We start from the raw sequence: 22,580 nt of genomic DNA on the forward strand, positions 1-22,580 counted from the left end.
TGTAATTCGCATAACATTGATCCAAATCAACAAATGCCCACCTTTCGCCATCACATGTTTATCGAATACGAAGATCTCGACTCCAGTCTTATCCTGCCGGGAATGGAGCTTTACCGTTGCCGCTATCAGGCCGACCGCTACACGCCGGACCTGTTCGCGCATTTCCGACTCGCCCAGCCACCCGGCCTGCAGGGCTGGGTGGTAAAGCGCCAGGCGGAGTTCCTGGCCGGACGCTATTGCGCCGCCCGTGCCTTGGCCCGCGCGGGCCAGACGGGACACCAGGTCGCGGTGGGGCCGAACCGGGAGCCGCTCTGGCCACTTGGCTGGCGTGGCGCGATCACGCATACCCAGCAACACGCCATCGCCGTAGTGGCCTCGTCGGTAGACGGGGTGGGCATCGATCTGGAAGCGATCATGGACGCCCGCCGGGCCACCGAATTCGCCCCCATGATCATCAACGAAACGGAACTGGCGCTGGGCCGCGCCGCCGGGCTGGACTTGCCCACCTTGGTATCGCTTTGCTTTTCGCTCAAGGAAAGTATTTTCAAGGCCCTGTATCCGCAGGTAGGCCGCTATTTCGGCTTCGAGGCCGCCGAACTGGTCAGTCTGGAGCCAGCTGCCGGCACCTGGAGCGCGCGCTTGACTGCGCCGCTAACGGAGCGCCTGGCCACAGGCTTTCCACTGTCGGGCCGCATGCAACTGGACGCTACAAATGTCCTCACCGGAATCGTGCTGGCAGCACGCAATCCACCCTCCCCGCCGGTCCGCGCCACGCAGTCACTATCCTTCTAAAACCTAGCACCTACCTATCAGTTTCCAAGCCATTTCCTATCTTGTTTACTAGTTCCTCGGCCTAGTCGCTTCGCATAAAGTAACCCCATCGCATAACCCTTTTAACCGATAGACGACTCAGGAGATAGACATGGCTTCAATGATCCAAATAGGCGCACGTAACAGCTTCAAAACCATCGACCTGCGCAGCATCTACCAGTTGCGCGCCAAGGTGTTTCAGGGCCGGCTGGGCTGGGAAGTAGCGGTGTTGGGCGGCATGGAAGTGGACGGCTACGACGCCCTCGATCCCTACTACATGATGATACGCGACGACACCCAGCGTTTCTGCGGCTGCTGGCGTTTGCTGCCGACCACCGGCCCCTACATGCTCAAGGATACCTTCCCGGAACTGCTGCATGGCAAACAGGCGCCCGAGGACGAAAAGGTATGGGAACTGAGCCGTTTCGCCATCGAGAGTGGCCGCGACAGCAGCTTCGGCTTCGCCGAACATGCGATGAACGCGATGCGCGAGGTGGTGCGTTTCGCCGATGAAAACGGCATCGCGAAATACGTGACGGTGACCACCACCGCGATCGAACGACTGCTGCGCCACGCAGGCATCGAGATGACCCGCTTCGGCCCACCGATCCGGGTCGGCATCGAGGACGCGGTGGCGCTGGAAATCCACCTGGGCCAGAAGACCCATACCGCGCTGTTCGATACCTTCCACTAAGCGGTGGCGGTATGAACATCATGTCGCTTTACAAAAAAGCAGTGTTCCGCATCACGCCGCGGGATACGGCCCTGATCCGCGACCTGCGCTACATCCTGGGCGAAAACCAGACCCAGTTCTGGCAGCGCTTCGGCGTCAGCCAGTCCTGCGGCAGCCGCTTCGAGCGCGGCGGCACGATACCGTTCCCGGTGTTGATGCTGACCCGCTTGCATCTGCTGGAAATCATCAACGACGATGATCTGGAGCGCGTCAATTCGCCCAACTTTGAAAACGAGGTCGAGGTGACGCCGGCACCGCAGGAACGGTCCGGACCGCCCCGGCTACCGCTGCCGCGCTAGCATCAATCTGTCGAGCGTGCAAGCCCCTGCGCCACCGGCCAGCCGGTAGCGCAGGCGTGCTCGGCAGCAGAATGATAAAACTTCAATTATAATTTCTTGACAATTTATGCCATGGGCATAAGTTGGCAACAACTTATCACCATTTCAACGCCATGCATGCCCAGCCATGAACACAGCGCCCTGAGCCTTAGTACGCAGCGGACGCGCACAGCCAGCAATGCCAAACACGCTCATTAAGGAATTTATGGACGATAACTTGTCAAGCAGCGGCGAAAGCGTCACCAAGGGTCTGGCCAACTTTGCACCCATCATGGAGGCGAGCTCCAGCGCGGAGGCGATGGCCCATGTTGAACAAGCCGTGCGGGACCTGGGATTCGAACGCCTGCTGTTCGCCGTGACCGCCCAGACCAGCAATGGCAGCAAGGATCTGTATTTACACAGCACCTATCCGCAAGCTTGGCGCGAGCACTACGAAAAAAACAATCTGCGGGCCAACGATCCGACCGTGGTGCATTGTTTCAAGGCGATGTCGCCGTTCGTCTGGAAGCCGGAATCGTTCCACAGCGCGGCCCAGCAAGGCATGCTGGAGGAAGCCACCTCGTTCGGCCTGCATTCCGGCGTAACCCTGCCCATCCATGGCCTCAACGGCGAGGTCGGCATGCTCACCTGCGTGCGCGACGACAGCTCGGCCAACGCCTTCCAGCGCGACCTGAGCCAGACGCTGGGCCAACTGAGCTTGCTGCGCGACGTGGCGGTCGACGCCATCATCGCCCACATCGCGCCCAAGGTCGAGGAGGAAGTGCCGGTGCTGACGGTGCGCGAACTCGACTGCCTGCGCTGGATCGCGGCTGGCAAGACCACCTGGGAGATCGGCCGCATCCTGAGCATTTCCGAGGCTGGCGTCAACTTCCATATCTGTAACTTGCGCACCAAGTTCGGTGTCAGCCGCCGCAGCGACGTCGTCATCAAGGCGATCCGGCTGGGCCTGATCGCCTTGCCATGAGGCGCCGCTCAGGCCAGGGCCTGGGCGCGCAGCGCGGCGTGGGCCGCCGCGATCCGTCCGGCCACCTCGGCCGTGTTGATCAGCACCGCCATATTGGCCCTGGCCGAGCGCCCGTCCGTGACCCGGTCCACCGCGCGCATCAGATGCTTGGTCAGCGCGTTGCCGCGGATGCCGTCCTGCTCGGCGGCGAGCACGGCGCGGGCGATCACCGCCTCGATCACTTCGCTGTCGATGGCGTCCTCCTCCCGCGTGGGGCTGGTGATCAGCAGCGAGCTGTGATTGCCCAGCGCCCAATGCATCTCGACGGCGCGGGCGATGTCCTGCGGCGCATCCAGGCGGTGCGGGCTGGCGTGGCCGCTGGAGCGGCAATAGAAGGCCGGGAAATCATCGAACTGGTAGGACACCACCGGCACGCAATGGGTTTCCAGGAATTCCAGCGTCAGGCCCAGGTCGAGAATATTCTTGGCGCCGGCGCACACCACCGCCACCTTGGAGCGGGTGAACTGGATCAGGTCGGACGAGATATCCATGCTTCTCTCGGCCCCGCGATGCACGCCGCCGATGCCGGCCGAGGCGAAGTAGGCGATGCCGGCCAGCTCCGCCGCCACCAGCGACGAGGCCACCGTGGTCGCGCCCATGCCGCCCTGGGCCAGCACGAAGGGCAGATCGCGGCTGCTCACCTTGGGAATGCCCTGGGTTTGCGCGAAGCGGTCGATGCTGGCCTCGCTCATGCCGATCAGGATGCGGCCGTCCTCGATGCCGATGGTGGCCGGCACCGCGCCGCCGCGCCGCACCGCCGCCTCCACCAGGCGCGAGGTGGTCACGTTATCCGGATAATCCAGGCCATGGGTGATCACATTCGATTCCAGCGCCACCACCGCCTTGCCGGTGGCCAGGGCTTCAGCCACCTCGTCGGCGAACACCAGTTCGATGCCATGCGGCGCGCCGCTCGATGGTGCGTGGATAGTCGTGTTTGCTGCGTTCATAATCTTCCTTGTGTAGTAGGGGTTGGATATTCAGTAGTTCGGGGTCTTGCACAACAATTCCTTGCGCAGCTCCACTTCCGGGTGATACACCCGCTGGCGCCACTCCTCCGGCGCGACCGGCTCCAGCGCGATGGAGATGGCGCCGTCCGGACAAGCAAACGTCTGTTGCACGATGCGGCTCAGCGCCTGGACCAGTTCCTTCTTCTGGCTCTCGCTCAGCTCGACCTGGAAGTGTTTGATGTTAATGTGCGGCATAGTCGCGCTCCTTATCCGGCGGCCAGTTCCGAGGCGTCCTCGGCCACCTTGCGTCCCGGCGCGACACCGAGCCGGGCATGGATCACGGACACCAGTTCCTCGATGCCGGGCAGCTTGAGCATGCTGTAGTGATCGGCCTCCAGCTTGATCACGTCCGGCTCGACTTCCGAGAAGCCGGCGCTGTTCTCGATGAAGGAATAGTCGTCGCCGTCGGCCTTGAAGATGGTCAGCGGCGCGCGTATGCTGCGCTCGGCCAGTTCGTGGAAGGTGTACTTGAACTCGTAGGTCTGGCAGACGATGTCGATGATGCGCTCCACCAGGTCCTGGTCCAGACTGCGTATCCGTGCGCAGATGAAGGCGGCGAAGCTGTGCTTGTCCTTGGCCACCTTCAGGCATTCGGCCAGGCCCGGTCCGCTGATGCTGTGGGTGAACACCGAGTACAGGATGGTGACAAAGGCCGGATTGTCGTAGCTCGGCGCATTGCCATGCACGGCCGCGTCCTGGGCGCGCAGCTTGGGCGAACCCGGCGCGATCAGGTACAGGTCATCGACCACCTCGCCGCCCTGCTCCAGCTGGTAGGCCACCTCGAACGCCACCCGCGCGCCGAAGGAATAGCCCCATAAGGTGTAGGGTCCGTGCGGCTGCACGCGCTTGATGGCCTGGATATCCTCCGCCGCCATCCGGGCGATGGTGGCGTAGGCCACCTCATCCCGATTGATGCCGTGCGCTTGCACCCCGTAAAACGGATGGTCGCTGTCGACTTGCTGCGCCAGCAGACGCAGGTTCATCGGGTAGCCCCCCAGGCCCGGCCAGCAATAGATGGCCTTGCGGTTGCCGCCCTTGGCCAGCAGCACCAGTCGCGACAGCGGATTGCCCTGCCCCTCGTCGACCTTGGCGGCCAGCTTCTCGATGGTGGTGGCCTCGAACAGCAGCTGCAACGGCAGCGACGAACCGAAGGCCTTGTTGATGTGGTTGATCAAGCGCACCGCGATCAGCGAATTGCCGCCCGATTCGAAGAAGTCATCATGCACCGAGACCGCGTCCCACTTCATGGCCTTTCTCCAGATCTCGCCGATGCGCAGCTCGGTCGGCGTGCGCGGCGCCACGAAGGGCTTGTCGCTCGCCTCGGCGTTGGCCTGTTCGGACGCGGCCAGCGCCTTGTGGTCGATCTTGCCGTTGGCCGTCTGCGGCAGGCGGTCCATCACGACGATCTTGTTCGGCATCATGTAGTTCGGCAGCAGGTTCAACAGATCCTCCTTGATGATCTCGGCCGGCCCCTGCATGTGGATGGCGTCCTCCTTCATGCCCTCGCTGGCGATCTGCTCCTCGCTGATGCGCCCGCCCAGCGCGAAGTAGAACTGTCCCTGGGTCCCGCCCCGATGCGCCAGGATGGAGCCGATGCGCTTGGCCGACGGCAGGTCGTTGCCGGTTTTCGAGCTGTAGCCGGACGCCATGAAGCCCAGCTGGCAGCCGTTCATCTGCAAGTGCTGCAGCTTGCGGCCCAGCGCGATGAACTGCATCCAGTCGCGCTCGTCGCGGCTGATCAGCGACACGCCGAAGCTGGCGCGCTCGTACACCTGCTGGTTGATCGCGATCACGTGCTTCTTCTCGATCAGCTGGTCGGACACAGCTTCGAAGCCGCCGTCGTGGTAGCGGTATTGTCCGCCCGGCAGTCCGGCCACCTTGTCGCCATGCGCCTGGACGTAGATGTCCATGGCCTGTTGCGGCCGCGCGCCCTGCTGCGGCGCCGACACCAGTTCAAAGCTGCCGAGATAGTAATCCTCGTCCGCGCACGCCAGCTGCGCCTTCACCTCGGGCTGGAACGTGCCGCCATCGATGGCCAGCTGGTGCGCCGGCAGGATCCGGTCGAACAGCCCCAGCATGTGGCCGGTTTCCATCTCCAACACTTCCTGGATGTTGTTCTTGTAGACCGGTTCGATGGCGCTCTTCTTGCCGATGAAGTGGAGCTTGATGCGGCCGCCGGACTCGCCAGGCAGTTCACTGATCAGCGCCAGCTGGTGGTGCACCGGATGGTAGTAGTACAGACCGTGCCGCAGGCCGCCGATGCCGCCCAGCTCGAAATACATCTGGGTCGCGTACAGCGCGCCGGGCGAGGCATAGCCGTATTTGGGCAGCAAGCGTTCGTCGCTGGCGAACTGGCCGAAGTTGCGCACGATCTCGCCGAATTCGGCGAAGTCCAGGCTGTCCAGGCTGCGCGCGGCGGCGGGCGCCGCTGGGCCGGCCAGCAGTTGCACCAGGTCGTCGCGGTTGACCGCGCCGCCCTCGAAGTAGCGATAGGTCTTGCGGGCGAACACGCGCTGGCGCTGCGCCGCGCTGGCCTGCTTGCCGGGCAGCTCGACGGTGACGCGCGCGGCAAGGTCGGCGGCGTCGCGGCAACCGACATTGGACAGCTGGGCCTTGACCTGCAGCTTGCTCTTCTTGGACTGATGGTGCGCACCGTGCTTGCCCTGGTCCATCAAGGCCGCCTCGCGCGGATTGAGCTCGATGCAGGCGATCAGGTTCTGGAAGCCGGTGCGGCTGTCGTTCCGGATCAGCAAGGCCGCGTTCTTGACCCAGTCATGGTCCTCGATCGCCAGCCGGATCTCGTCCAGCTCGACGCGGAAGCCGCGCAGCTTGACCTGGTTGTCGGCGCGGCCGGAGAACTGCACCGTGCCGTCGGCATTCCAGACGCCCAGGTCGCCGGTGCGATACAGCCGGTCGCCGCGGCCGGCCGGCGCCAGCGGATTGTCGACGAAGCGCTCGGCCGTCAGGTCGGGCCGGTGCAGATAGCCGCGCGCCAGCTGCACGCCGCCGATATACAACTCGCCGATCTCGCCCGGCTTGACCAGCTCCATCTTGCTGTCCAGGATGTAGTACTGGGTGTCGCACACCGGCGCGCCGATCGAGATCGCGTTCGGGCCGGCGGCCACCGTGTCACGCAGCACCTGGTAGGACGAGGAATTAATGGTGCACTCGGTCGGACCGTACAGGTTGATCAGCTCGCAATTGGCCATGGTGTCCAGGCATTGCTGCGCCAGATGCTTGGACAGGATCTCGCCGCCGCTGAAGATCTGCGTCAGCGACTGGCAATCCTGGAAGCGATCGCTGTCGAGCAGCGCTTGCAGCAGGGTCGGCACGCACTGCAGGGTGGTGACCTTCTGTTCCAGGATGGTGTCGACCAGCGCCTCGGGATCGCGGTAGATGCCGGGCGCGCCCACCACCACCGTGCTGCCGCAGGCCGGCGCCAGGATTTCCCACTGGGCCGCGTCAAAGCTCATCGGGGTTTTTTGCAGCACCACGCGCTGATGGTCCAGCTGATAGGCGTCCTGCAGCCAGCCCATCTGGCTGACGATGCTGTGATGTTCGATCATCACCCCTTTCGGTTTGCCGGTGCTGCCCGAGGTGTAGATGATGTAGGCCAGGCTGTGCGGACGCACAGGCTCATGTTGTTGCTGCGCCGCGTGCGCCACCGTGCGGCCACGGGCCACGTGGTGGGCCAGCGCGTCCTCCATGGTGACGATGCGGGTTCCCTCCGGCGCCAGGCGCGCCAGGCGTCCCTTCAACTCCTCCTGGGCGAACACGACGTCGACGCGGGCATCCTCGACCATGTAGCGCAGACGCTCCTCCGGATATTCCGGCGACAACGGCAAGTAGGCGCCGCCGGCCAGCAGGATGCCCCAGACGCCGGTCATCAGTTCCAGCGAAGGTTCGACGAAGATGCCGATGCAGGCGTCGCCGACCACGCCCAGATGGCGCAGATAGGCCGCCAGGATGGCGCTGTTCTGCGCCAGTTCACGGAAGCTCAGGCGCTGTTGACCGCATATTACCGCAGCTTGATCCGGACGCGTGCGCACCTGTTCCCACAGCAGATCGGGCAGGCATTTTCCTTGGTCCGGTTTATTCACATCAGTATTGGTATTCATATTCACCTTTAGCCAGTAGCTTGTTAACAATCGTTAAATCTTAAAATCAAATAGCCGTCAGCTCAACGCTGCCCCGGCGCGCATGAAATATGGTGTTTACTTTGCAAATCAATGTGTTGCATCCAACACGATAAACACATCTCGTCGTATTGATTAATATCTGATTGGCGGAATCCATTAAATCAAAAAATAACAATCAACATCACTATCAATACTGTCAGGTTCGCCGAATAAACATTACGCATAATTTATTCAATACAAATAATTAAATTAAGGCGCATAAACGCCTGTGCGAAATATTGTTTTAACGGGAATAAATAGATGGGCGATCGCCCGAGGTGATGGCAGAGCAGGCGCGGCGTCCAGGCGGACGCCGCGCCGATACAAGCTTACTGAACGGTCCAGCCACCGCCCAGCGAGCGGATCAAGGCTACCGTCGACACATAGCGGCTGCCGCGCAGCTGCACGGCGTTGCGTTCCACGCTGGCCAGGTTGCGCTGCGCGTCGAGCAGGTCCAGATAGCTGGAACGGCCGGCCTGGTAGAGCTTTTGCGCCAGCTCGGCGGAGCGCCGCGCGGACAGCACGGCGGCGTCCAGTTGCTCGCCCTGCCCGGCCAGGATGCGCAGGCCGGCCAGGTTGTCCTCGACCTCGGCGAATGCCACCAGCACGCTCTGCCGATAGCTGGCCACCGACTCGTCCAGCGCCGCCTCGCTGCGGGCGATGTTGGCCTTGTTGCGGCCGCCATCGATCAGCGGCATCGACATCAGCGCCCCCACCACCCAGCTGCGGGCATCCCACTTGAACAGATTGGACAAGGTGTCGGACTCGCCGCCGCCGGCGCCGGTCAGCGCCAACGCCGGGAACATGGCCGACCGGGCCAGGCCGATGCGGGCGTTGGCCGCCACCATCGCGCGCTGGGCGGCGGTGATGTCGGGCCGGCGTTCCAGCAGGGCCGAGGGCAGGCCCGCCGGTATCGCCGGCACCGCGCCGCCTTCCGTCAGGGGCTGCACCGCGAAGGCGAAACTGGCCGCCGGCTTGCCCAGCAAGACCGCCAGCGCGTGTTCATCGCCGACGCGCTGGCGCTGCAAGCCGATCGCCTCGGCGCGCGAGGTCGCCAGCTCGGTCTTGGCGCGGGCCAGATCGAACTCGCCCAGCTCGCCCAGGTCGAAGCGGCGCTGGTTGACCTGCACGCTTTGCTCGCGCAGGCGCACCGTCTGGTCCAGTGTCGCCAGCTCGGCGTCCGTCGCGCGCAGCCTGAAGTAGGTCTGCGCCACGTCCGCCTGCAAGGCCAGCAGCACCGAGCGATAGGTCGCCTCGCTGGCCGCCGCGTCGGCCTGCGCCGCGCTGACGCTGGAAGCGACCCGACCGAACAGGTCGACCTCGTAGCTGGCGGCCAGCTTGGCCTGCCAGGTGCTGGCCACGTTCACTGGCGCGCCGGACGGCAGGCCCAGCGCATGGTTGGCGGCCCTGCCGCGCTGCGCGCCCAGCTGGGCGTCCAGCTGCACGCCGCGGTCCGCCTCGGCCACGCCGGTCAATGCGCGCGCCTGCCTGACCCTGGCCGCGGCCACCGCCAGATTGGCGTTGGCGGTGGTGGCGTCGTCGATCAGGCCGTTGAGCACCTTGTCGCTAAAGGCCAGCCACCATAGTCCGCGGGCCTGGGCCTCGGCCGGACGGGCCGCTTGCCAGCGGCTGCCGTCGGCGGCGCGCTGCGGCGTCGCCGCTTCCTTGAAGCCGGCCGGCACGTCCAGCACGGGCGCGCTCAGTTGCGGCGCGGCGCAGGCGCTCAGCAGCACGGCCGCCAGCAGGGGAACACTTTGTTGTATGCGGCGCTTCATTGCACGCTCCCTTCCAGTTTGGCCGCGACCAGGGTCGCGGCGCCAGTCTTTTCAAAACGCCGGGCGAAGCTGCGCAGCAGGACGTAGAACACCGGCGTCAGGAACAGGCCGAAAAAGGTCACCCCCAGCATGCCGCCAAACACCGCCACGCCCATCGCGTGGCGCATCTCGGAACCGGCGCCGTGCGAGAACACCAGCGGCAGCACGCCCATGATGAAGGCGATCGACGTCATCAGGATCGGACGCAGGCGCAAGCGGCACGATTCCAGCGCGGCCTGCACGACGCTGCGGCCATGGTGCTCCAGCTCGCGGGCGAATTCCACGATCAGGATCGCGTTCTTCGACGCCAGCCCCACCAGCACGAACAGCGCGATCTGGGTGAAGATGTTGTTGTCGCCCCCGCTCAGCTTGACGCCGATCAGCGCGCACAGGATGGACATCGGCACGATCAGGATCACCGCCAGCGGCAGGGTCCAGCTTTCGTACTGGGCGGCCAGCACCAGGAACACCAGCAGCACGCACAGCGGGAATACCAGCACCATGGTGTTGCCGGCCAGGATCTCCTGGTAGGTCAGGTCGGTCCATTCGAAGGTCACGCCCTTGGGCAGCGTTTCGGCGGCGATCTTCTCCAGCGCGGCGCGCGCCTGGCCGGACGACACGCCCGGCGCCGGGGCGCCGTTGATGTCGGCCGCGACGTAGGCGTTATAGCGCTGCACCTGGCCCGGACCGTAGCTGTCCCTGACCCGCATCAGCGACGACAGCGGAATCATCTCCCCCTTGTCGTTGCGCACCTTCAGGTGGGCGATGTCCTGGGCGTGCGAACGGAACGGCGCGTCGGCCTGCACCCGCACCTGGTAGGTACGGCCAAACTGGTTGAAGTCGTTCACATACAGCGAGCCCAGGTTGATCTGCAGGGTCTGGTAGATCGTTTGCAGCGGCACGCCCAGTTGCTTGGCGTTGCTGCGGTCGACGTCGGCGAACAGCTGCGGCACGTTGATCTGGAAGTTGGTGAACACGCCGGACAACTCCTTCGACTGCCAGGCCTTGTTCTGCAAGGCCTGCACCGCCTTGTGCAATTCGTCGTAGCCGACGTTGCCGCGGTCCTCGACCATCAGCTTGAAGCCGCCGATGGTGCCCAGGCCGCTGACCGGCGGCGGCGGGAACACCATCACAAAGGCGTCCTGCACCGCGCCCATGCGCTTGTTGATCTCCTGGGCGATGGCGCCGCCAGACAGGTCGGCGCTGGTGCGCTGCTCGAACGGTTTGAGCGGGAAGAACACGATGCCGGCGTTGGAGGCGTTGGTGAAGCCGTTGATCGACAGGCCGGGGAAGGCATTGGTCGATTCCACGCCAGGCACGGTCAGCGCGATGTCGGACATGCGCTTCAGCACGGCGTCGGTGCGGTCCAGCGAGGCGCCGTCCGGCAGCTGGGCGAAGCCCACCAGGTACTGCTTGTCCTGCGAGGGCACGAAGCCGCTGGGCACCGACTTGAACACGAACACGGCGCACACGGTCAACAGCGCGTAGACCGCCACGGCCAAGGTCTTGCGGCCCAACACGCCCTTGACGCCGCCCTCGTACCGGATCGAGGCGCGGCCGAAGAAGCGGTTGAAGCCGGCGAAGAAGCGGCCGAACAGCTTGTCCATGGCGCGGGTCAGCGCGTCCTTGGGCGCGTCGTGCGGTTTCAGCAGCGTGGCCGCCAGCGCCGGCGACAGGGTCAGCGAGCTGATGGCCGAGATCACGGTCGAGATCGCGATGGTCAGCGCGAACTGGCGGTAGAACTGGCCGGACAGGCCGGACACGAAGGCGATCGGCACGAACACCGCGCACAGCACCAGGGCGATGGCGATGATCGGTCCGCTGACCTCGCGCATCGCCTGCACGGTGGCGTCGCGCGGCGTCAGGCCGGCGCCGATGTTGCGCTCGACGTTCTCCACCACCACGATGGCGTCGTCGACCACGATGCCGATCGCCAGCACCAGTCCGAACAGCGACAGCGTGTTGATCGAGAAGCCCAGGCCCAGCATCACGGCGAAGGTGCCGATGATGGAGACCGGCACCGCCAGCAGCGGAATGATGGAGGCGCGCCAGGTTTGCAGGAACACGATCACCACCACCACCACCAGCGCCACCGCCTCCAGCAAGGTGTGGATCACGGCCTTGATCGACTCGCGCACGAACTGGGTCGGGTCGTACACCACGCTGTACTCCACGCCTTCCGGGAAGTCCTTTTTCAGCTCCGCCATCCTGGCGCGCACATTGGCCGACAGCTCCAGCGCGTTGGCGCCGGGGGCCTCGAAGATGGCGATCGCCACCGCCGACTTATTGTCCAGCAGCGAGCGCAAGGCGTAGGAGTTGGAACCCAGTTCGACCCGGGCCACGTCCTTGAGCAGGGTCAGCGCGCCGTCGGCGCCGGTGCGCACGATGATGTTGCCGAACTCCTCCACCGTCTGCAAGCGGCCCTGGGTGTTCACAGTCAGCTGGAATTCCGAGCCCTTCGACGGCGAGGCGCCGATCACGCCGGCCGCCACCTGCACGTTCTGTTCGCGGATCGCGCCCACCACGTCGCCGGCCGTCATGCCGCGCGCCGCCACCTTCTGCGGATCGAGCCAGACCCGCATGGCGTAGTCGCCGGCGCCCAGCAGCACGGTTTCGCCCATGCCGGCGATGCGCGCCAGCTGGTCCTTGATGTTGAGCACCGCGTAGTTGCGCAGGTAGACATCGTCGTAGCGGCCGTTGGGCGACGACAGGTGCACCACCATGGTCATGTTCGGCGAGCTCTTGACGGTGGTGACGCCGATCTGGCGCACCTCTTCCGGCAGGCGCGGCAAGGCGCGCTGGACCCGGTTCTGCACCTGGGTCTCGGCCTGCTCGACGTTGGTGCCGACCTTGAAGGTCACGGTCAGCGCCAGCGCGCCGTCGGCGGTCGCCTGCGAGGACATGTACAGCATGTTCTCGACGCCGTTGACCTGTTCCTCCAGCGGCGCGGCCACGGTTTCGGCGATCACCTTGGGGTTGGCGCCGGGGTACTGGGCCCGCACCACCACCGACGGCGGCACCACGTCCGGATATTCGGAGACGGGCAGCTTGAAGATGGCCAGCAGTCCGGCCACGAAGATCATGATCGACAGCACGGCCGCGAAGATCGGCCGGTCGATGAAGAAGCGTGAGATGTTCATTATTGTTCCTTGGTTGAGGCGGCCGCAGGGGCTGCAGCTGCGGCGACCTTGCCGGCGGCCGCTGCCCGGCCGGCGTCCATCGCCACCAGCGTGGCCGCGACCGGCGCGCCCGGACGCACCCGCTGCAAGCCGTTGACGACGATTTTTTCGCCCGCCTTCAGGCCCTGGCGCACCACGCGCAAGCCATCGACCGGGCGGCCCAGCAGGACCTGGCGGTATTCGGCCTTGCCGTCGGCGCCCACCACGAAGACGTACTTGCGGTCCTGGTCGGTGCCGATGGCGCGCTCGTCGATCAACGCCACCTTGGACGGCGCCGTCTCGTCGCCGCCCAGCTGGACCCGCGCGAACAGGCCGGGCGCCAGGCTGTGGTCGGCGTTGGCGAAGGTGGCGCGCATGCGCACGCTGCCGGTGCCGCTATCGAGCCGGTTGTCGACGAACTCCAGCTTGCCCTCGTGCGGGAAGCCGGTCTCGTTGGCCAGCCCGACCCGCACCGCCACCGCGCCGCCGCGCTGGGCCAGGCGGCCGACGCGCAGATAGGTGTCCTCGTCGCCATCGAAGCTGGCGTAGATCGAGCTGGTGGAGACCACCGAGGTCAGCACCGCGCTGCTGTCGACCAGGTTGCCGACCGTGATCTCCGCCTTCGACACGCGGCCGCTGATCGGCGCGACCACCTGGCTATAGTTCAGGTTCAGGCGTGCGGCCTCGAAGCTGGCCTGGGCGGCGCGCGCGTCGGCGTCCAGTTCCTTCAGGCTCGACGCCTTCTCGTCGAGTTCGCGCTGGGGGATGGCCTTGTCGGCCAGCAGCAGCTCGGCGCGCGCCAGTTCCAGCTTGGCCAGCGCGGCCTTGGCGCGGGCCGAATTGGCGGCCGCCTCGGCGCGGTTGGCCTCGGCCTGGAACGGCCGCTGGTCGATCACGAACAGCACCTCGCCCTTGCGCACCTCGCTGCCCGGTTTGAAGTTGACGGCCGTGATGAAGCCGCCCACGCGCGGACGGATCTCGACCCGCTCCACCGCCTCCAGGCGGCCAGAGAATTCCTGGGTGTCGGCCACCGCGCGTTCCAGCACGGCCGCGGCCGTGATCGGCGGCGCGCCGGCTTCGCTTTCCTGTGGCTTACCCACCGCCTTGTCGCAGCCAGACAGGCCCAGGACCGCCACACCGGCCAGCGCCAGGGCGGCCATCAGCGGGCGCGCCAGCGTGTTCACAGTAGTTGGTTTCATTTGGATTCCTTTGCATTATTGAAAACGGGTGGAAGGGACGGCGCCGGCCTGTCAGGCAAAAAATCGTGCGCGCCGCCCGCTTCCGCTTGAGACGAATGACTTGCAGCTGCGGGCCTACAACGACGGATAGTCGGTGTAGCCGCGGTGGTCGCCGCCGTACAAGGTGGCTTGATCCAGCGGGTTGAACGGGCCGCCGGCGCGGATGCGGGCCGGCAGGTCCGGGTTGGCCAGGAACAGCGCGCCGAACACCACGGCGTCGGCCAGGTCCTCGTCCACCACCGCGTCGGCGATGGCGCCCGACACGGCGCCGTCGTCGGCGTTGGCATGCGGGTTGAGGATCAGCGCGCCGCGCCAGTTCTCGCGCACCGCCAGGGTCTGCTCGCGGCAATACGCTTCCATGATGTGCAGGAAGGCCAGGTCCGGCAGGCGCGACACCAGTTCGCGATACAGCGCCAGCGAATCGCCCTCGGCGATGTCGTTGTAGGGGTTGGACGGCGAGATGCGCATGCCGGTGCGGCCGGTGCCGATGGCGGCGGTCACCGCCTGCGCCACTTCGACCGCAAACTTGACGCGCGCGGCCAGGCTGCCGCCGTAGTCGTCGCCGCGCTGGTTGGTGTTGGCCGCCATGAACTGGTGCAGCAGGAAGCCGTTGCCGCCATGGATCTCGACGCCGTCGAAGCCGGCCGCGATGGCGTTGATCGCCGCCGTGGCGAAGTCATCGATGGTGCGGGCGATGTCGCTCTTGGTCAGCGCGATGGGTGTGGGGTAGTCCAGCATGCCGTCGCGGGTGTAGGTCTTGCCCTCGGCGGCGATGGCCGACGGCGCCACCGGCAGGTGCGCGCTGGGATACAGCGCTGGATGGCCGATGCGGCCGGAATGCATCAACTGGGCGACGATGCGCCCGCCAGCCTGGTGCACGGCGCCGGTGACCACCTTCCACGATTCGATTTGTTCGGGGGTGTGCAGTCCGGGCGTGCCGCTGAAGCCCTGCCCCGCCTGGCTGGGCTGTATGCCTTCCGAGATGATCAGGCCGGCGCTGGCGCGCTGCGCATAGTAGGTCGCCATCAATTCGGTGGCCAGGCCGGCTTCGGTGGCGCGGTTGCGCGTCATCGGGGCCATGACAAATCGGTTGGCCAAAGCGATATCGCCTAAGGAAATGGGCTCAAACATTTTTTTCATGATTCTTCCCTGCGTAGATTGGTAAGTAAAGAAGGAAGGCGCGGTGCGTGGCACCGGCCCGCCTCCGGTTGTTGCGGGTGGGATCGCTTATTTGGCCGGCGCCCTGGCCAAGCCAGCGCCCCGCGCGGCGGGCGCCGCCGGCCGGCGCGGTTGCACGATCACCACGGCGGCGATCACCGCGCCCGCGCCCAGCATTTGCGTCAGGCTGAAGCTTTGACCGAGGAAAACGTATCCCAGCAAAGCGGCCATCAAAGGGCTGGCGAACGACAGGAAGGACACTGTCAAGGCTGGCAAACGCTGGATGCCGCGGAACCAGACCATGTAGGCGAACAGCGCGCCGACGATGCCCAGGTAGGCGAAACCCAGCCAGTTGGCGCCGGTCAGCGCGGGGGGCAAGCCCTCGGTGAGCACGGCGACCGGCACCAGCACGGCGCCGCCCACCACCAGCTGCCAGCCGGTGAAGTTGAGCACGCTCACTCCCTCCGGACGGCCCCAGCGCTTGGTCAGCACGATGCCGGCCGCCATGCAGGTGGCGCCGGCCAGCCCGGCCAGAATGCCGATGCCGTCCAGCCTGGCGGCCGGTTTCAGCACCAGCAGGGCGATCCCGAGCGCGCCCACCACGCAGGCCAGCACCTGGGCCGGACGTATCCTCTCGCCCAGCAGGCCCAGCCCCAACAGCAGCACGATCATGGGCTGGATCGACATCACCAGCGCCGCCACCCCGCCCGGCAGGTGGTAGGCGGCGACGAACAGGAAGTAAAAGAACGCACCGATGTTCAGCACGCCCAGTACCAACGCCCTCCACCACCACGCGCCCGCCGGCAGCTTGCGACCGATCGCAAGCAAAATCAGGCCGGCGGGCAATGCTCGCAGCACCGCGGCCAGCAGCGGCCTACCCGGTGGCAGCAGTTCGGTTGTGATCAGATACGTGCTGCCCCAGATGGCCGGAGCGAGCGCGGTCAGCAGCGAATCGAACATCAATGTGTGCTTTTTCATCGTCTTCTCCTAGCGCGCGGTGCCGAAATAGCGGTCGCCGAAGTCGCCGATGCCCGGGATCATGTAAGCCTGGTCGGTCAGTTCCTGCTCGACCGAGGCGGTGACCACGCGCAGTTTGGGGTGGGCGTCGAGCAGGCGCTGCAGGCCGACCGGCGCCGCCAGCAGGTTGACGAAGATGATGTGCTCCTCCGGCACCCCGGCCTTCAGCAAGACATCGATCGCCACCAGGGCCGAACCGCCGGTGGCCAGCATCGGCTCCAGCAACAGCACATGGCGCTCGCCGATGTCCGGCGGCAGATGCGAGTACAGCAGGTCGGGCAGCTTGGTCTGCTTGTCGCGCTGGATCAGGATCTTGCCCATGCGCAGGCCCGGATACATGGCCCGCAATTCCGGCTCCATGCTTTCCCCGGCCCGTATCACCGAGACGCCGCACAGCTTGACGGCCAATTCCAGCCCGTCGTAGCTGGCGCCGATCGGCGTGGTCACCTGGCGCGGTTGGAAAGGCAGCAGGTTCATGCCGGTTTCCAGCAATTGCCGGATGATCCGGTTCGAATAGAACACGAAGTCCTCCTGGCTGGCACTCTTGTCGCGGATGATGGAATGCAGCGCGCGCAACTGGTTGGTTTGCGGTAGAACGTGAACGGCAGATGCATTGAACATGACTGGCCCTCCTTTCCGCGCCGCTTACGCGGCCTCGATTTCGTTGAACGCGCGGCGGGCCTCGGCCACGAAGCGGCGGGTCTTCTCCAGGTCCTTGCGGCCATTCGGGCCTTCCAGACCGGTGTGGGCGTCGACGGCGGCCGGACGCACCTGGCGGATGGCGGCGGCGACGTTGTCCGGCGTCAGGCCGCCGGCCAGCATCAGCGGCTTGGGCGAGCGGCGCACCAGTTCGGCGCTGACCGACCAGTCATGGGTCAGGCCGGTCGCACCCTTGGCGCCGGTGGCCGGGTTGTAGGTGTCGGTGATGAACATGTCGACCGCGTCGGCGCACTGGTCGACCAGGGCCAGCAGCTCCTCGGCGTTGTCTTCGCGGACCACCAGGCTTTTCAGCACGTACAGGTCGGGACGCTTGGCCTTCAGCTTGCGCAGCTGTTCGACTTCGACGTCGCCGTGCAGCTGCACCGCCGTCACGCCCAGTTCGGTGCAGAAGGCGCTGACTTCGTCGGCGTCGGTCAGGTAGCTGATCAGCACGCCCGCTTGTGGGGTGTTCAGGGTGGAAATGATCTTGATCGCGGCGGACTCGGAGATGTCGTCCTTGCCCGATGGCAGACGCAGCGGGAAGCCCAGCCAGTCCACACCCTCGGCGGACAACAGTTTGGCTTCTTCAGCATCGATGATACCGGCGACTTGAACTAGGTTTTTCATGGTGGTTCGTCTTTCTTGGTGGGTGGGGAAAATGATTGGATACGCTCTATGCGCGCTGTCGCCGCCGAGCCGTTTATCGGTCTCGAAGTGCGTCGCGTTGGAAGGCATTAAATCAAAAAACGGTGTTTGATATCACTAGCAAAGCTGCTAGGTTGACGCCGGAAGGGGCAGGTTTCGGCGCAGGCGGCGCGCGCCGCCTGCCGTTGAAATTTTCCGAAATTGCCCTTGGCATATTGATCGGCATTAAAAATCGGAGTAAAAGTAAACATTCACGCAGGCATGATTTCAACCCGGGACTCAAGCCATTGACGGAGACCGGCCGCTTCGACGCGATCTATCGCAAATACTTGGGCGATGCCAAGGGGGGCCAGGCTTGAGGCATGCAATCACAGCACGGGTGAGCCGGGTGCTGACCTCCCTGTTGGCGGTCGCCATGGCCGGCGCCGCCGCGGCTGACGGCGCGCCGCTCAAAAGCTACACGATCGGGGTCGAGGACCTGCAATACTACCCCCTGCATACGACCAGCAATGGCAACGCCTTCGGCGGCTTCGCGCGCGAAGTGCTGGACATGTTCGCCAAGGAAAAAGGCTATGTCTTCCGTTATGTCCCCTTGCCGGTCAACCGCCTGTATGTCGCCTTCCTGAAGGAGCGCACGCTCGACTTCAAATACCCCGACAATCCCAAATGGCGGGAGGAACTGCGCGGCGCCGCCAGGATTCGTTACAGCGCGACGCTGGTCACCTCGGATGAGGGGGCGATGGTCCTGCCCCAGAACAAAGGGCGGGCGCTGCGCCAGATCAAGTCGCTGGGCACGGTGCTGGGCTTTACTCCCTGGCCCTATCTGCCGGCGATCGACAGCAAGGCCATCACGCTCAGCACCAGCAGCGGCTTCGAGGGCTTGCTCAGGCATGCGCTGGCCAACCATATCGACGCCGTGTACATCAATGTCGATGTCGCCAACTACCTGCTGGCGGAGGAGCTGAAGACGCCGGGTGGCCTGGTATTCGATCCGGGCCTGCCGCACGCGCGCAGCGATTTCAGCCTGTCGACCCTGCGCCACGACGAGGTATTGAGCGAATTCGACGCTTTTTTGCGGCGCGAGCGCCCGCTGCTTCAGGCGCTCAAGCTCAAATACGGGATTGAGGAACGCGGCGGCCCCTGATCCGGCGGGCCTGTTGCCGCGCGCCCGGTGAATTTTGCCGCAGAGCTATAGGATCGCCACAAGCGGGAACACAACTGGTAAAGTTGAACCTCGTCCTGAACAAGAGGAAGATCAGGTCGCGACCATCGCATTTGAACCCCGCCCTCGTCCGGAATGCACAGGGACGGGCCTGAAGCCGCATCAATCGCCGCATGCTGAGCCTACACACCAACGCCGCCTCGCTGTCCGCGCAAACCGCCCTGCTCCACGTGGAGAGCAGGATGGCGGTCGCCATGACGCGGCTGGGCAGCGGCTACCGCGTCAACTCGGCGCGCGACGACGCGGCAGGCTTGCAGATCGCTACCCGACTGGCCTCGCAGACCCATGGCATGGCGGTGGCGCGGAATAATATCCAGAATGCCATTTCCATCCTGCAGACGGCCGACGGCGCGCTCGACGAGAGCGGCGCCATCCTGATCCGCATGAAGGATTTGGCCATACAGGCCGCCGACGGCTCGGTCACCGGCGGCGACCGCGTCGCGATGCAGGCCGAATACACCGCGCTTAGTCACGAGTTGAGCAATATTTCCAGCGCGACCACCTTCGGCGGCAGCAAGCTGCTGCTGGGCGACACGGCGGCGGAGCGGGCGGGCGTGCTGGCGGCGACCGCCAACGCGGTCGCCAACGCCGCCAGCGCGGCCGCCGCGCACGCGGCCGCCGTGGCCGCCTACAACGCCGCCGTCGCCGCCAACGCCGCCGGACCGACGCCGGCCACGCTGGCGGCGGTCGCCAGCACCCTGGGCGTGGCCGCCGCGGCGGCCGATACCGCCAGCGTCGCCGCGCTCGCCTCCACCGACGCCCAGGACTACGCCGCCGCAGTGGCGACGGCGCTGGCGGTCGACGGCAAGTTTTCCCGCCCGGTCTCGTTCCAGATTGGCGCCTCCTCCAACGAGGTGCTGGCCTATAACCTAACCCCCTTGCTGAGCAATATGCATACCGCGCTGCACGCGGCCTCGACCACTTACGATACCTTCGGCGTTCTGGTCAAAGGCGGCGGCACCGACCTCGTCATCGCGTCGGCGGCCTCCGCCTCCATCGATAAACTAGACCAGGCGCTGGACGCGATCGTCGCTGTGCGCTCCAGCCTGGGCGCCACGACCAGTCGGCTGAGCCATTCGGACAGCAATCTGGCCAATATGAGCGCCAATACCGTCCAGGCGACTGGCCGCATCATGGACACCGATTTCGCACAGGAAAGCGCCGAGATGGTCAGCAATCAATTGCTGATGAAGACCGGCAGCGCCATGCTACGGGCCAGCAACAGCATCGCGTCCCTGCTAATGTCGCTGCTCAAATGAGCGCTTCATGGCCACGTGCCACGTCATCCAAACAGCTCGATTGCATCATCAGTTCTCACGAGGAATGGAAGCGATATTGCGACAGCTTACCGGCTAGCAGGGCCACGCGGGACTGATTAAATCAGTGGCGCCCTAAGAAGGAGAGATATTGACAACTACCGATCCCCCCTCCGCCTGATTGCGCGCTGCAGGGCCTTGCTGATGACATCAGGTTGCTCAAATACCATCTTGGGAGAGAGCGCATTGATAGCTGATTTAATAAACGATTCGGATTCATGGAAAACAAATTCGTATTCATTATCAATGGTAATCATGTGATAGCTCTGGCCAAGAAAGATAACTTTTTTTCTTCTCGAACTGATATGTTCCATCAGCCAGTCAGCGTTGCGTGGACTAACGGTTTCATCTTCTGTCGCATGAATGATCAAAGTCGGACAGGTCACAAGATCAACGCTCTTTCGCACATGAACAATCAATTCATCCGCCTGATTTACATGATCAAAGCCGATGTAAGCCCCACCCGCCTCCGAGGTTTCGCTAGATAAGATGGCTTTTTTGATTCTAGCTCTCATCTCAGGATTTTTAACGCCGAAAGGCTCTCGTTCGCGGTACTTATAATTTTTGGCCCAGGAAAAATGGCGAGCGATTGACAGGAAGGAACGGTACCAAGGAATTGCCCAGCCGTCATAAGCAATCGCTGCCGACAGCAGTACCAAGCCAGCTATGCCATCTTCCTCTGCCGCCACGGCCAATGCCAACGTCGCTCCCATAGAAACCCCGACAATTGAGACGGTCTGGTAGATTTCCGACAGGCGACGATACTCACGGCGTATTTCATCGATCCACTCGCGCCACTTACTACATGGTTGACCATAGCAAAACCCTGTAATATTTGGCTCGTACGTCGCGAGTCCATTGTTGGTCAAATATTTTCCTAAACGGGCTACTTCAAGGGAGCTGCTGGCTAGCCCATGAAGCAATATGACCACATGGCCAGCTTGACGATTATTGGTTTCGATTGGAGTGAATGACATGTCTTACCTAAACAAAAATTCTAAAAAATGGACCACCGGAACACCCGTTTTTCGGCTTGGTGTCGGCCTGCTATTAACGTTGGCCGCCCTTGCCCTAAGAAAAATTCTTCATCCCATTATTGAACCGCATGTGCCATTTCTCTTTTTTGTTATTGCCAGCATTGTCACGGAATTTTTTTTTGGCGTTGCCGCGGCATTTGTGAGCTTAATCATAGGGATGTCATTGGGCTTATATTTTTTCATAGAACCCTACGGCACCCTATCGATACCGACAGGCGATGATTTCATCGCCATGGCCAGCAACCTCATCATAGCAATAATCACCATACTTTTGCTTGAGTATCTTCGACGTTCGCATTACTCAACAAAATTGATGCTCAATGTAGTTAACTCGCAACGTCGATCCTTATTGGAAGTCTACAACCAACTGCTATTTCAGCAACGCAAAAGTCATGCTTTTGTCAAAGAAGTAACCTCCTCCTTTGCCGCGATGGACCAGATCCTTCTGCTAATGCCATTTGGGCATCCGCCGTATCGGATGCCGGCATGGCATCGCATTACTGGAGGAGAAGATGGGGAGGATACGAATTTGGAATGGCATACAATGATCCACCCTGATGAGGATGCGATGATGCGGCGCGAGTTTGAGCAGGCGGAATATTTGCCAGTTGGCAGCAAGAAAGTACTTCGTTTTCGCGTTAAAACTGCATTGAATGATTATCACTGGGTAGACGGCATATTGTGGACTATTCACTACCGACAGCACTGGCGAATGACTGTATTAGTCGCAAATAATGTTGAGTAAATGGATAGTCGGCCGGCAGTCCGGTCTCCCTCCATTGGCACTGACTTCTTTCAATACTATTTTATCAGGGGAAATCTTGGCGAAACGGACGTCGTATCGGGAGCACATGTAACAGTCCGTTTATGAGATTCCAGCGCCGATGCTGCGCTAAAAGGGTAAGTAATATGGCGCGTACCAAACCCCTGTCACAAAACATCCTGCTGGTTTTCTCACACAATACCCAAGTATACAAATGGGAAATTTAATCAAGACTCCGTACTTTTCCGTACTTTCGGCTGCCACAAGAAAAAAGGCCCGCATCAGATTGACGCAGGCCTTTGATTTTCTTGATAAATTCTGGTGGGAAGTGCAAGTTTCGAACTTGCGACCCCTGCAGTGTGAATGCAGTGCTCTACCCCTGAGCTAACCTCCCGAAGCGGGGCGAATTATCGCATACAACCTGCCCAGAGGGGAAGGCCGAAG

The 22,580-nt window shown here is 63.5% G+C and carries 19 protein-coding genes and 1 tRNA gene; 8 read left to right on the top strand and 12 right to left on the bottom strand.

What is annotated here, in order from left to right; all coding sequences use genetic code 11:
• Nucleotides 1–54 precede the first annotated feature (54 nt).
• From AC07OK_RS14245 to AC07OK_RS14260, 4 genes are all read left to right on the top strand, one after another.
• Complete coding sequence (locus tag AC07OK_RS14245) at nt 55–792, top strand: 4'-phosphopantetheinyl transferase family protein (protein ID WP_494690915.1); 738 nt, start codon at nt 55–57, stop codon at nt 790–792.
• Nucleotides 793–922: 130 nt separating this feature from the next.
• Nucleotides 923–1,504, top strand: a complete 582-nt coding sequence (locus tag AC07OK_RS14250) for an acyl-homoserine-lactone synthase (RefSeq protein WP_494690916.1) — start codon at nt 923–925, stop codon at nt 1,502–1,504.
• Between the two features lie 20 nt (nt 1,505–1,524).
• Entirely contained in the window at nt 1,525–1,842 is a 318-nt protein-coding gene (locus tag AC07OK_RS14255; protein ID WP_494690917.1) for a hypothetical protein, read from the top strand.
• A gap of 244 nt (nt 1,843–2,086) precedes the next feature.
• Nucleotides 2,087–2,845, top strand: coding sequence for an autoinducer binding domain-containing protein (locus AC07OK_RS14260; protein WP_494690918.1), 759 nt, complete (start codon nt 2,087–2,089; stop codon nt 2,843–2,845).
• Between the two features lie 8 nt (nt 2,846–2,853).
• On the opposite strand, the gene AC07OK_RS14265 is transcribed toward AC07OK_RS14260, so the two are convergent.
• The 10 genes from AC07OK_RS14265 to AC07OK_RS14310 form a co-directional block, all read right to left on the bottom strand.
• Complete coding sequence (locus tag AC07OK_RS14265) at nt 2,854–3,831, bottom strand: pseudouridine-5'-phosphate glycosidase (protein ID WP_494690919.1); 978 nt, start codon at nt 3,829–3,831, stop codon at nt 2,854–2,856.
• A gap of 30 nt (nt 3,832–3,861) precedes the next feature.
• Nucleotides 3,862–4,086: a tautomerase family protein gene (locus tag AC07OK_RS14270; protein ID WP_494690920.1), complete on the bottom strand. Its 225-nt coding sequence runs from the start codon at nt 4,084–4,086 to the stop codon at nt 3,862–3,864.
• 11 nt (nt 4,087–4,097) lie between these two features.
• Nucleotides 4,098–8,009, bottom strand: coding sequence for an amino acid adenylation domain-containing protein (locus AC07OK_RS14275; protein ID WP_494690921.1), 3,912 nt, complete (start codon nt 8,007–8,009; stop codon nt 4,098–4,100).
• Nucleotides 8,010–8,398: 389 nt separating this feature from the next.
• Nucleotides 8,399–9,844 carry an efflux transporter outer membrane subunit gene (locus AC07OK_RS14280; RefSeq protein WP_494690922.1) on the bottom strand — a complete coding sequence of 482 codons (1,446 nt, stop codon included), beginning with the start codon at nt 9,842–9,844 and terminating at the stop codon, nt 8,399–8,401.
• Nucleotides 9,841–13,023 carry an efflux RND transporter permease subunit gene (locus AC07OK_RS14285; protein ID WP_494690923.1) on the bottom strand — a complete coding sequence of 1,061 codons (3,183 nt, stop codon included), beginning with the start codon at nt 13,021–13,023 and terminating at the stop codon, nt 9,841–9,843. Before AC07OK_RS14285 ends, AC07OK_RS14280 begins: the two co-directional genes overlap by 4 nt.
• Nucleotides 13,023–14,240, bottom strand: coding sequence for an efflux RND transporter periplasmic adaptor subunit (locus tag AC07OK_RS14290; protein WP_494690924.1), 1,218 nt, complete (start codon nt 14,238–14,240; stop codon nt 13,023–13,025). Before AC07OK_RS14290 ends, AC07OK_RS14285 begins: the two co-directional genes overlap by 1 nt.
• Before the next feature lie 114 nt (nt 14,241–14,354).
• Nucleotides 14,355–15,419, bottom strand: coding sequence for an alkene reductase (locus tag AC07OK_RS14295; RefSeq protein WP_494690925.1), 1,065 nt, complete (start codon nt 15,417–15,419; stop codon nt 14,355–14,357).
• A gap of 87 nt (nt 15,420–15,506) precedes the next feature.
• On the bottom strand, nt 15,507–16,415 hold the full coding sequence (locus tag AC07OK_RS14300) for an EamA family transporter (RefSeq protein WP_494690926.1): 909 nt from the start codon (nt 16,413–16,415) through the stop codon (nt 15,507–15,509).
• 9 nt (nt 16,416–16,424) lie between these two features.
• Nucleotides 16,425–17,075, bottom strand: a complete 651-nt coding sequence (upp, locus tag AC07OK_RS14305) for a uracil phosphoribosyltransferase (protein WP_494690927.1) — start codon at nt 17,073–17,075, stop codon at nt 16,425–16,427.
• 24 nt (nt 17,076–17,099) lie between these two features.
• Nucleotides 17,100–17,780: a phosphoribosylanthranilate isomerase gene (locus AC07OK_RS14310; protein ID WP_494690928.1), complete on the bottom strand. Its 681-nt coding sequence runs from the start codon at nt 17,778–17,780 to the stop codon at nt 17,100–17,102.
• Nucleotides 17,781–17,815: 35 nt separating this feature from the next.
• On the opposite strand from AC07OK_RS14310, the gene AC07OK_RS14315 reads away from it, so the two are divergent.
• The 3 genes from AC07OK_RS14315 to AC07OK_RS14325 all read left to right on the top strand — a co-directional run bounded on the left by AC07OK_RS14315 (nt 17,816) and on the right by AC07OK_RS14325 (nt 20,279).
• Nucleotides 17,816–18,157: a hypothetical protein gene (locus AC07OK_RS14315; protein ID WP_494690929.1), complete on the top strand. Its 342-nt coding sequence runs from the start codon at nt 17,816–17,818 to the stop codon at nt 18,155–18,157.
• Nucleotides 18,158–18,186: 29 nt separating this feature from the next.
• Nucleotides 18,187–18,942, top strand: coding sequence for a hypothetical protein (locus AC07OK_RS14320; RefSeq protein ID WP_494690930.1), 756 nt, complete (start codon nt 18,187–18,189; stop codon nt 18,940–18,942).
• A 191-nt stretch (nt 18,943–19,133) separates the two neighbouring features.
• Nucleotides 19,134–20,279, top strand: a complete 1,146-nt coding sequence (locus AC07OK_RS14325; protein ID WP_494690931.1) for a flagellin N-terminal helical domain-containing protein — start codon at nt 19,134–19,136, stop codon at nt 20,277–20,279.
• Nucleotides 20,280–20,434: 155 nt separating this feature from the next.
• Here the strand turns inward: AC07OK_RS14325 and AC07OK_RS14330 are convergent, their stop codons facing one another.
• Nucleotides 20,435–21,313, bottom strand: a complete 879-nt coding sequence (locus AC07OK_RS14330; RefSeq protein WP_494690932.1) for an alpha/beta hydrolase — start codon at nt 21,311–21,313, stop codon at nt 20,435–20,437.
• Here AC07OK_RS14330 and AC07OK_RS14335 point away from each other — a divergent pair.
• Entirely contained in the window at nt 21,312–22,118 is an 807-nt protein-coding gene (locus AC07OK_RS14335) for a DUF4118 domain-containing protein (RefSeq protein WP_494690933.1), read from the top strand. The two genes, AC07OK_RS14330 and AC07OK_RS14335, sit on opposite strands and share 2 nt — an antisense overlap.
• 337 nt (nt 22,119–22,455) lie before the next feature.
• On the opposite strand, the gene AC07OK_RS14340 is transcribed toward AC07OK_RS14335, so the two are convergent.
• A tRNA-Val gene (locus AC07OK_RS14340) sits at nt 22,456–22,530 on the bottom strand.
• Between the last annotated feature and the right edge of the window lie 50 nt (nt 22,531–22,580).

The organism is Duganella sp. GW821-FHT07G03, from assembly GCF_059418605.1.

Bases quoted from the DNA above. Each gene is read 5' to 3' on its own strand.
- AC07OK_RS14245 (WP_494690915.1), top strand. From the start codon at position 55: ATGTTTATCGAATACGAAGATCTCGACTCCAGTCTTATCCTGCCGGGA.
- AC07OK_RS14250 (WP_494690916.1), top strand. From the start codon at position 923: ATGGCTTCAATGATCCAAATAGGCGCACGTAACAGCTTCAAAACCATC.
- AC07OK_RS14255 (WP_494690917.1), top strand. From the start codon at position 1,525: ATGTCGCTTTACAAAAAAGCAGTGTTCCGCATCACGCCGCGGGATACG.
- AC07OK_RS14260 (WP_494690918.1), top strand. From the start codon at position 2,087: ATGGACGATAACTTGTCAAGCAGCGGCGAAAGCGTCACCAAGGGTCTG.
- AC07OK_RS14265 (WP_494690919.1), bottom strand. From the start codon at position 3,831: ATGAACGCAGCAAACACGACTATCCACGCACCATCGAGCGGCGCGCCG.
- AC07OK_RS14270 (WP_494690920.1), bottom strand. From the start codon at position 4,086: ATGCCGCACATTAACATCAAACACTTCCAGGTCGAGCTGAGCGAGAGC.
- AC07OK_RS14275 (WP_494690921.1), bottom strand. From the start codon at position 8,009: ATGAATACCAATACTGATGTGAATAAACCGGACCAAGGAAAATGCCTG.
- AC07OK_RS14280 (WP_494690922.1), bottom strand. From the start codon at position 9,844: ATGAAGCGCCGCATACAACAAAGTGTTCCCCTGCTGGCGGCCGTGCTG.
- AC07OK_RS14285 (WP_494690923.1), bottom strand. From the start codon at position 13,023: ATGAACATCTCACGCTTCTTCATCGACCGGCCGATCTTCGCGGCCGTG.
- AC07OK_RS14290 (WP_494690924.1), bottom strand. From the start codon at position 14,240: ATGAAACCAACTACTGTGAACACGCTGGCGCGCCCGCTGATGGCCGCC.
- AC07OK_RS14295 (WP_494690925.1), bottom strand. From the start codon at position 15,419: ATGAAAAAAATGTTTGAGCCCATTTCCTTAGGCGATATCGCTTTGGCC.
- AC07OK_RS14300 (WP_494690926.1), bottom strand. From the start codon at position 16,415: ATGAAAAAGCACACATTGATGTTCGATTCGCTGCTGACCGCGCTCGCT.
- upp (WP_494690927.1), bottom strand. From the start codon at position 17,075: ATGTTCAATGCATCTGCCGTTCACGTTCTACCGCAAACCAACCAGTTG.
- AC07OK_RS14310 (WP_494690928.1), bottom strand. From the start codon at position 17,780: ATGAAAAACCTAGTTCAAGTCGCCGGTATCATCGATGCTGAAGAAGCC.
- AC07OK_RS14325 (WP_494690931.1), top strand. From the start codon at position 19,134: ATGCTGAGCCTACACACCAACGCCGCCTCGCTGTCCGCGCAAACCGCC.
- AC07OK_RS14335 (WP_494690933.1), top strand. From the start codon at position 21,312: ATGTCTTACCTAAACAAAAATTCTAAAAAATGGACCACCGGAACACCC.
- AC07OK_RS14330 (WP_494690932.1), bottom strand. From the start codon at position 21,313: ATGTCATTCACTCCAATCGAAACCAATAATCGTCAAGCTGGCCATGTG.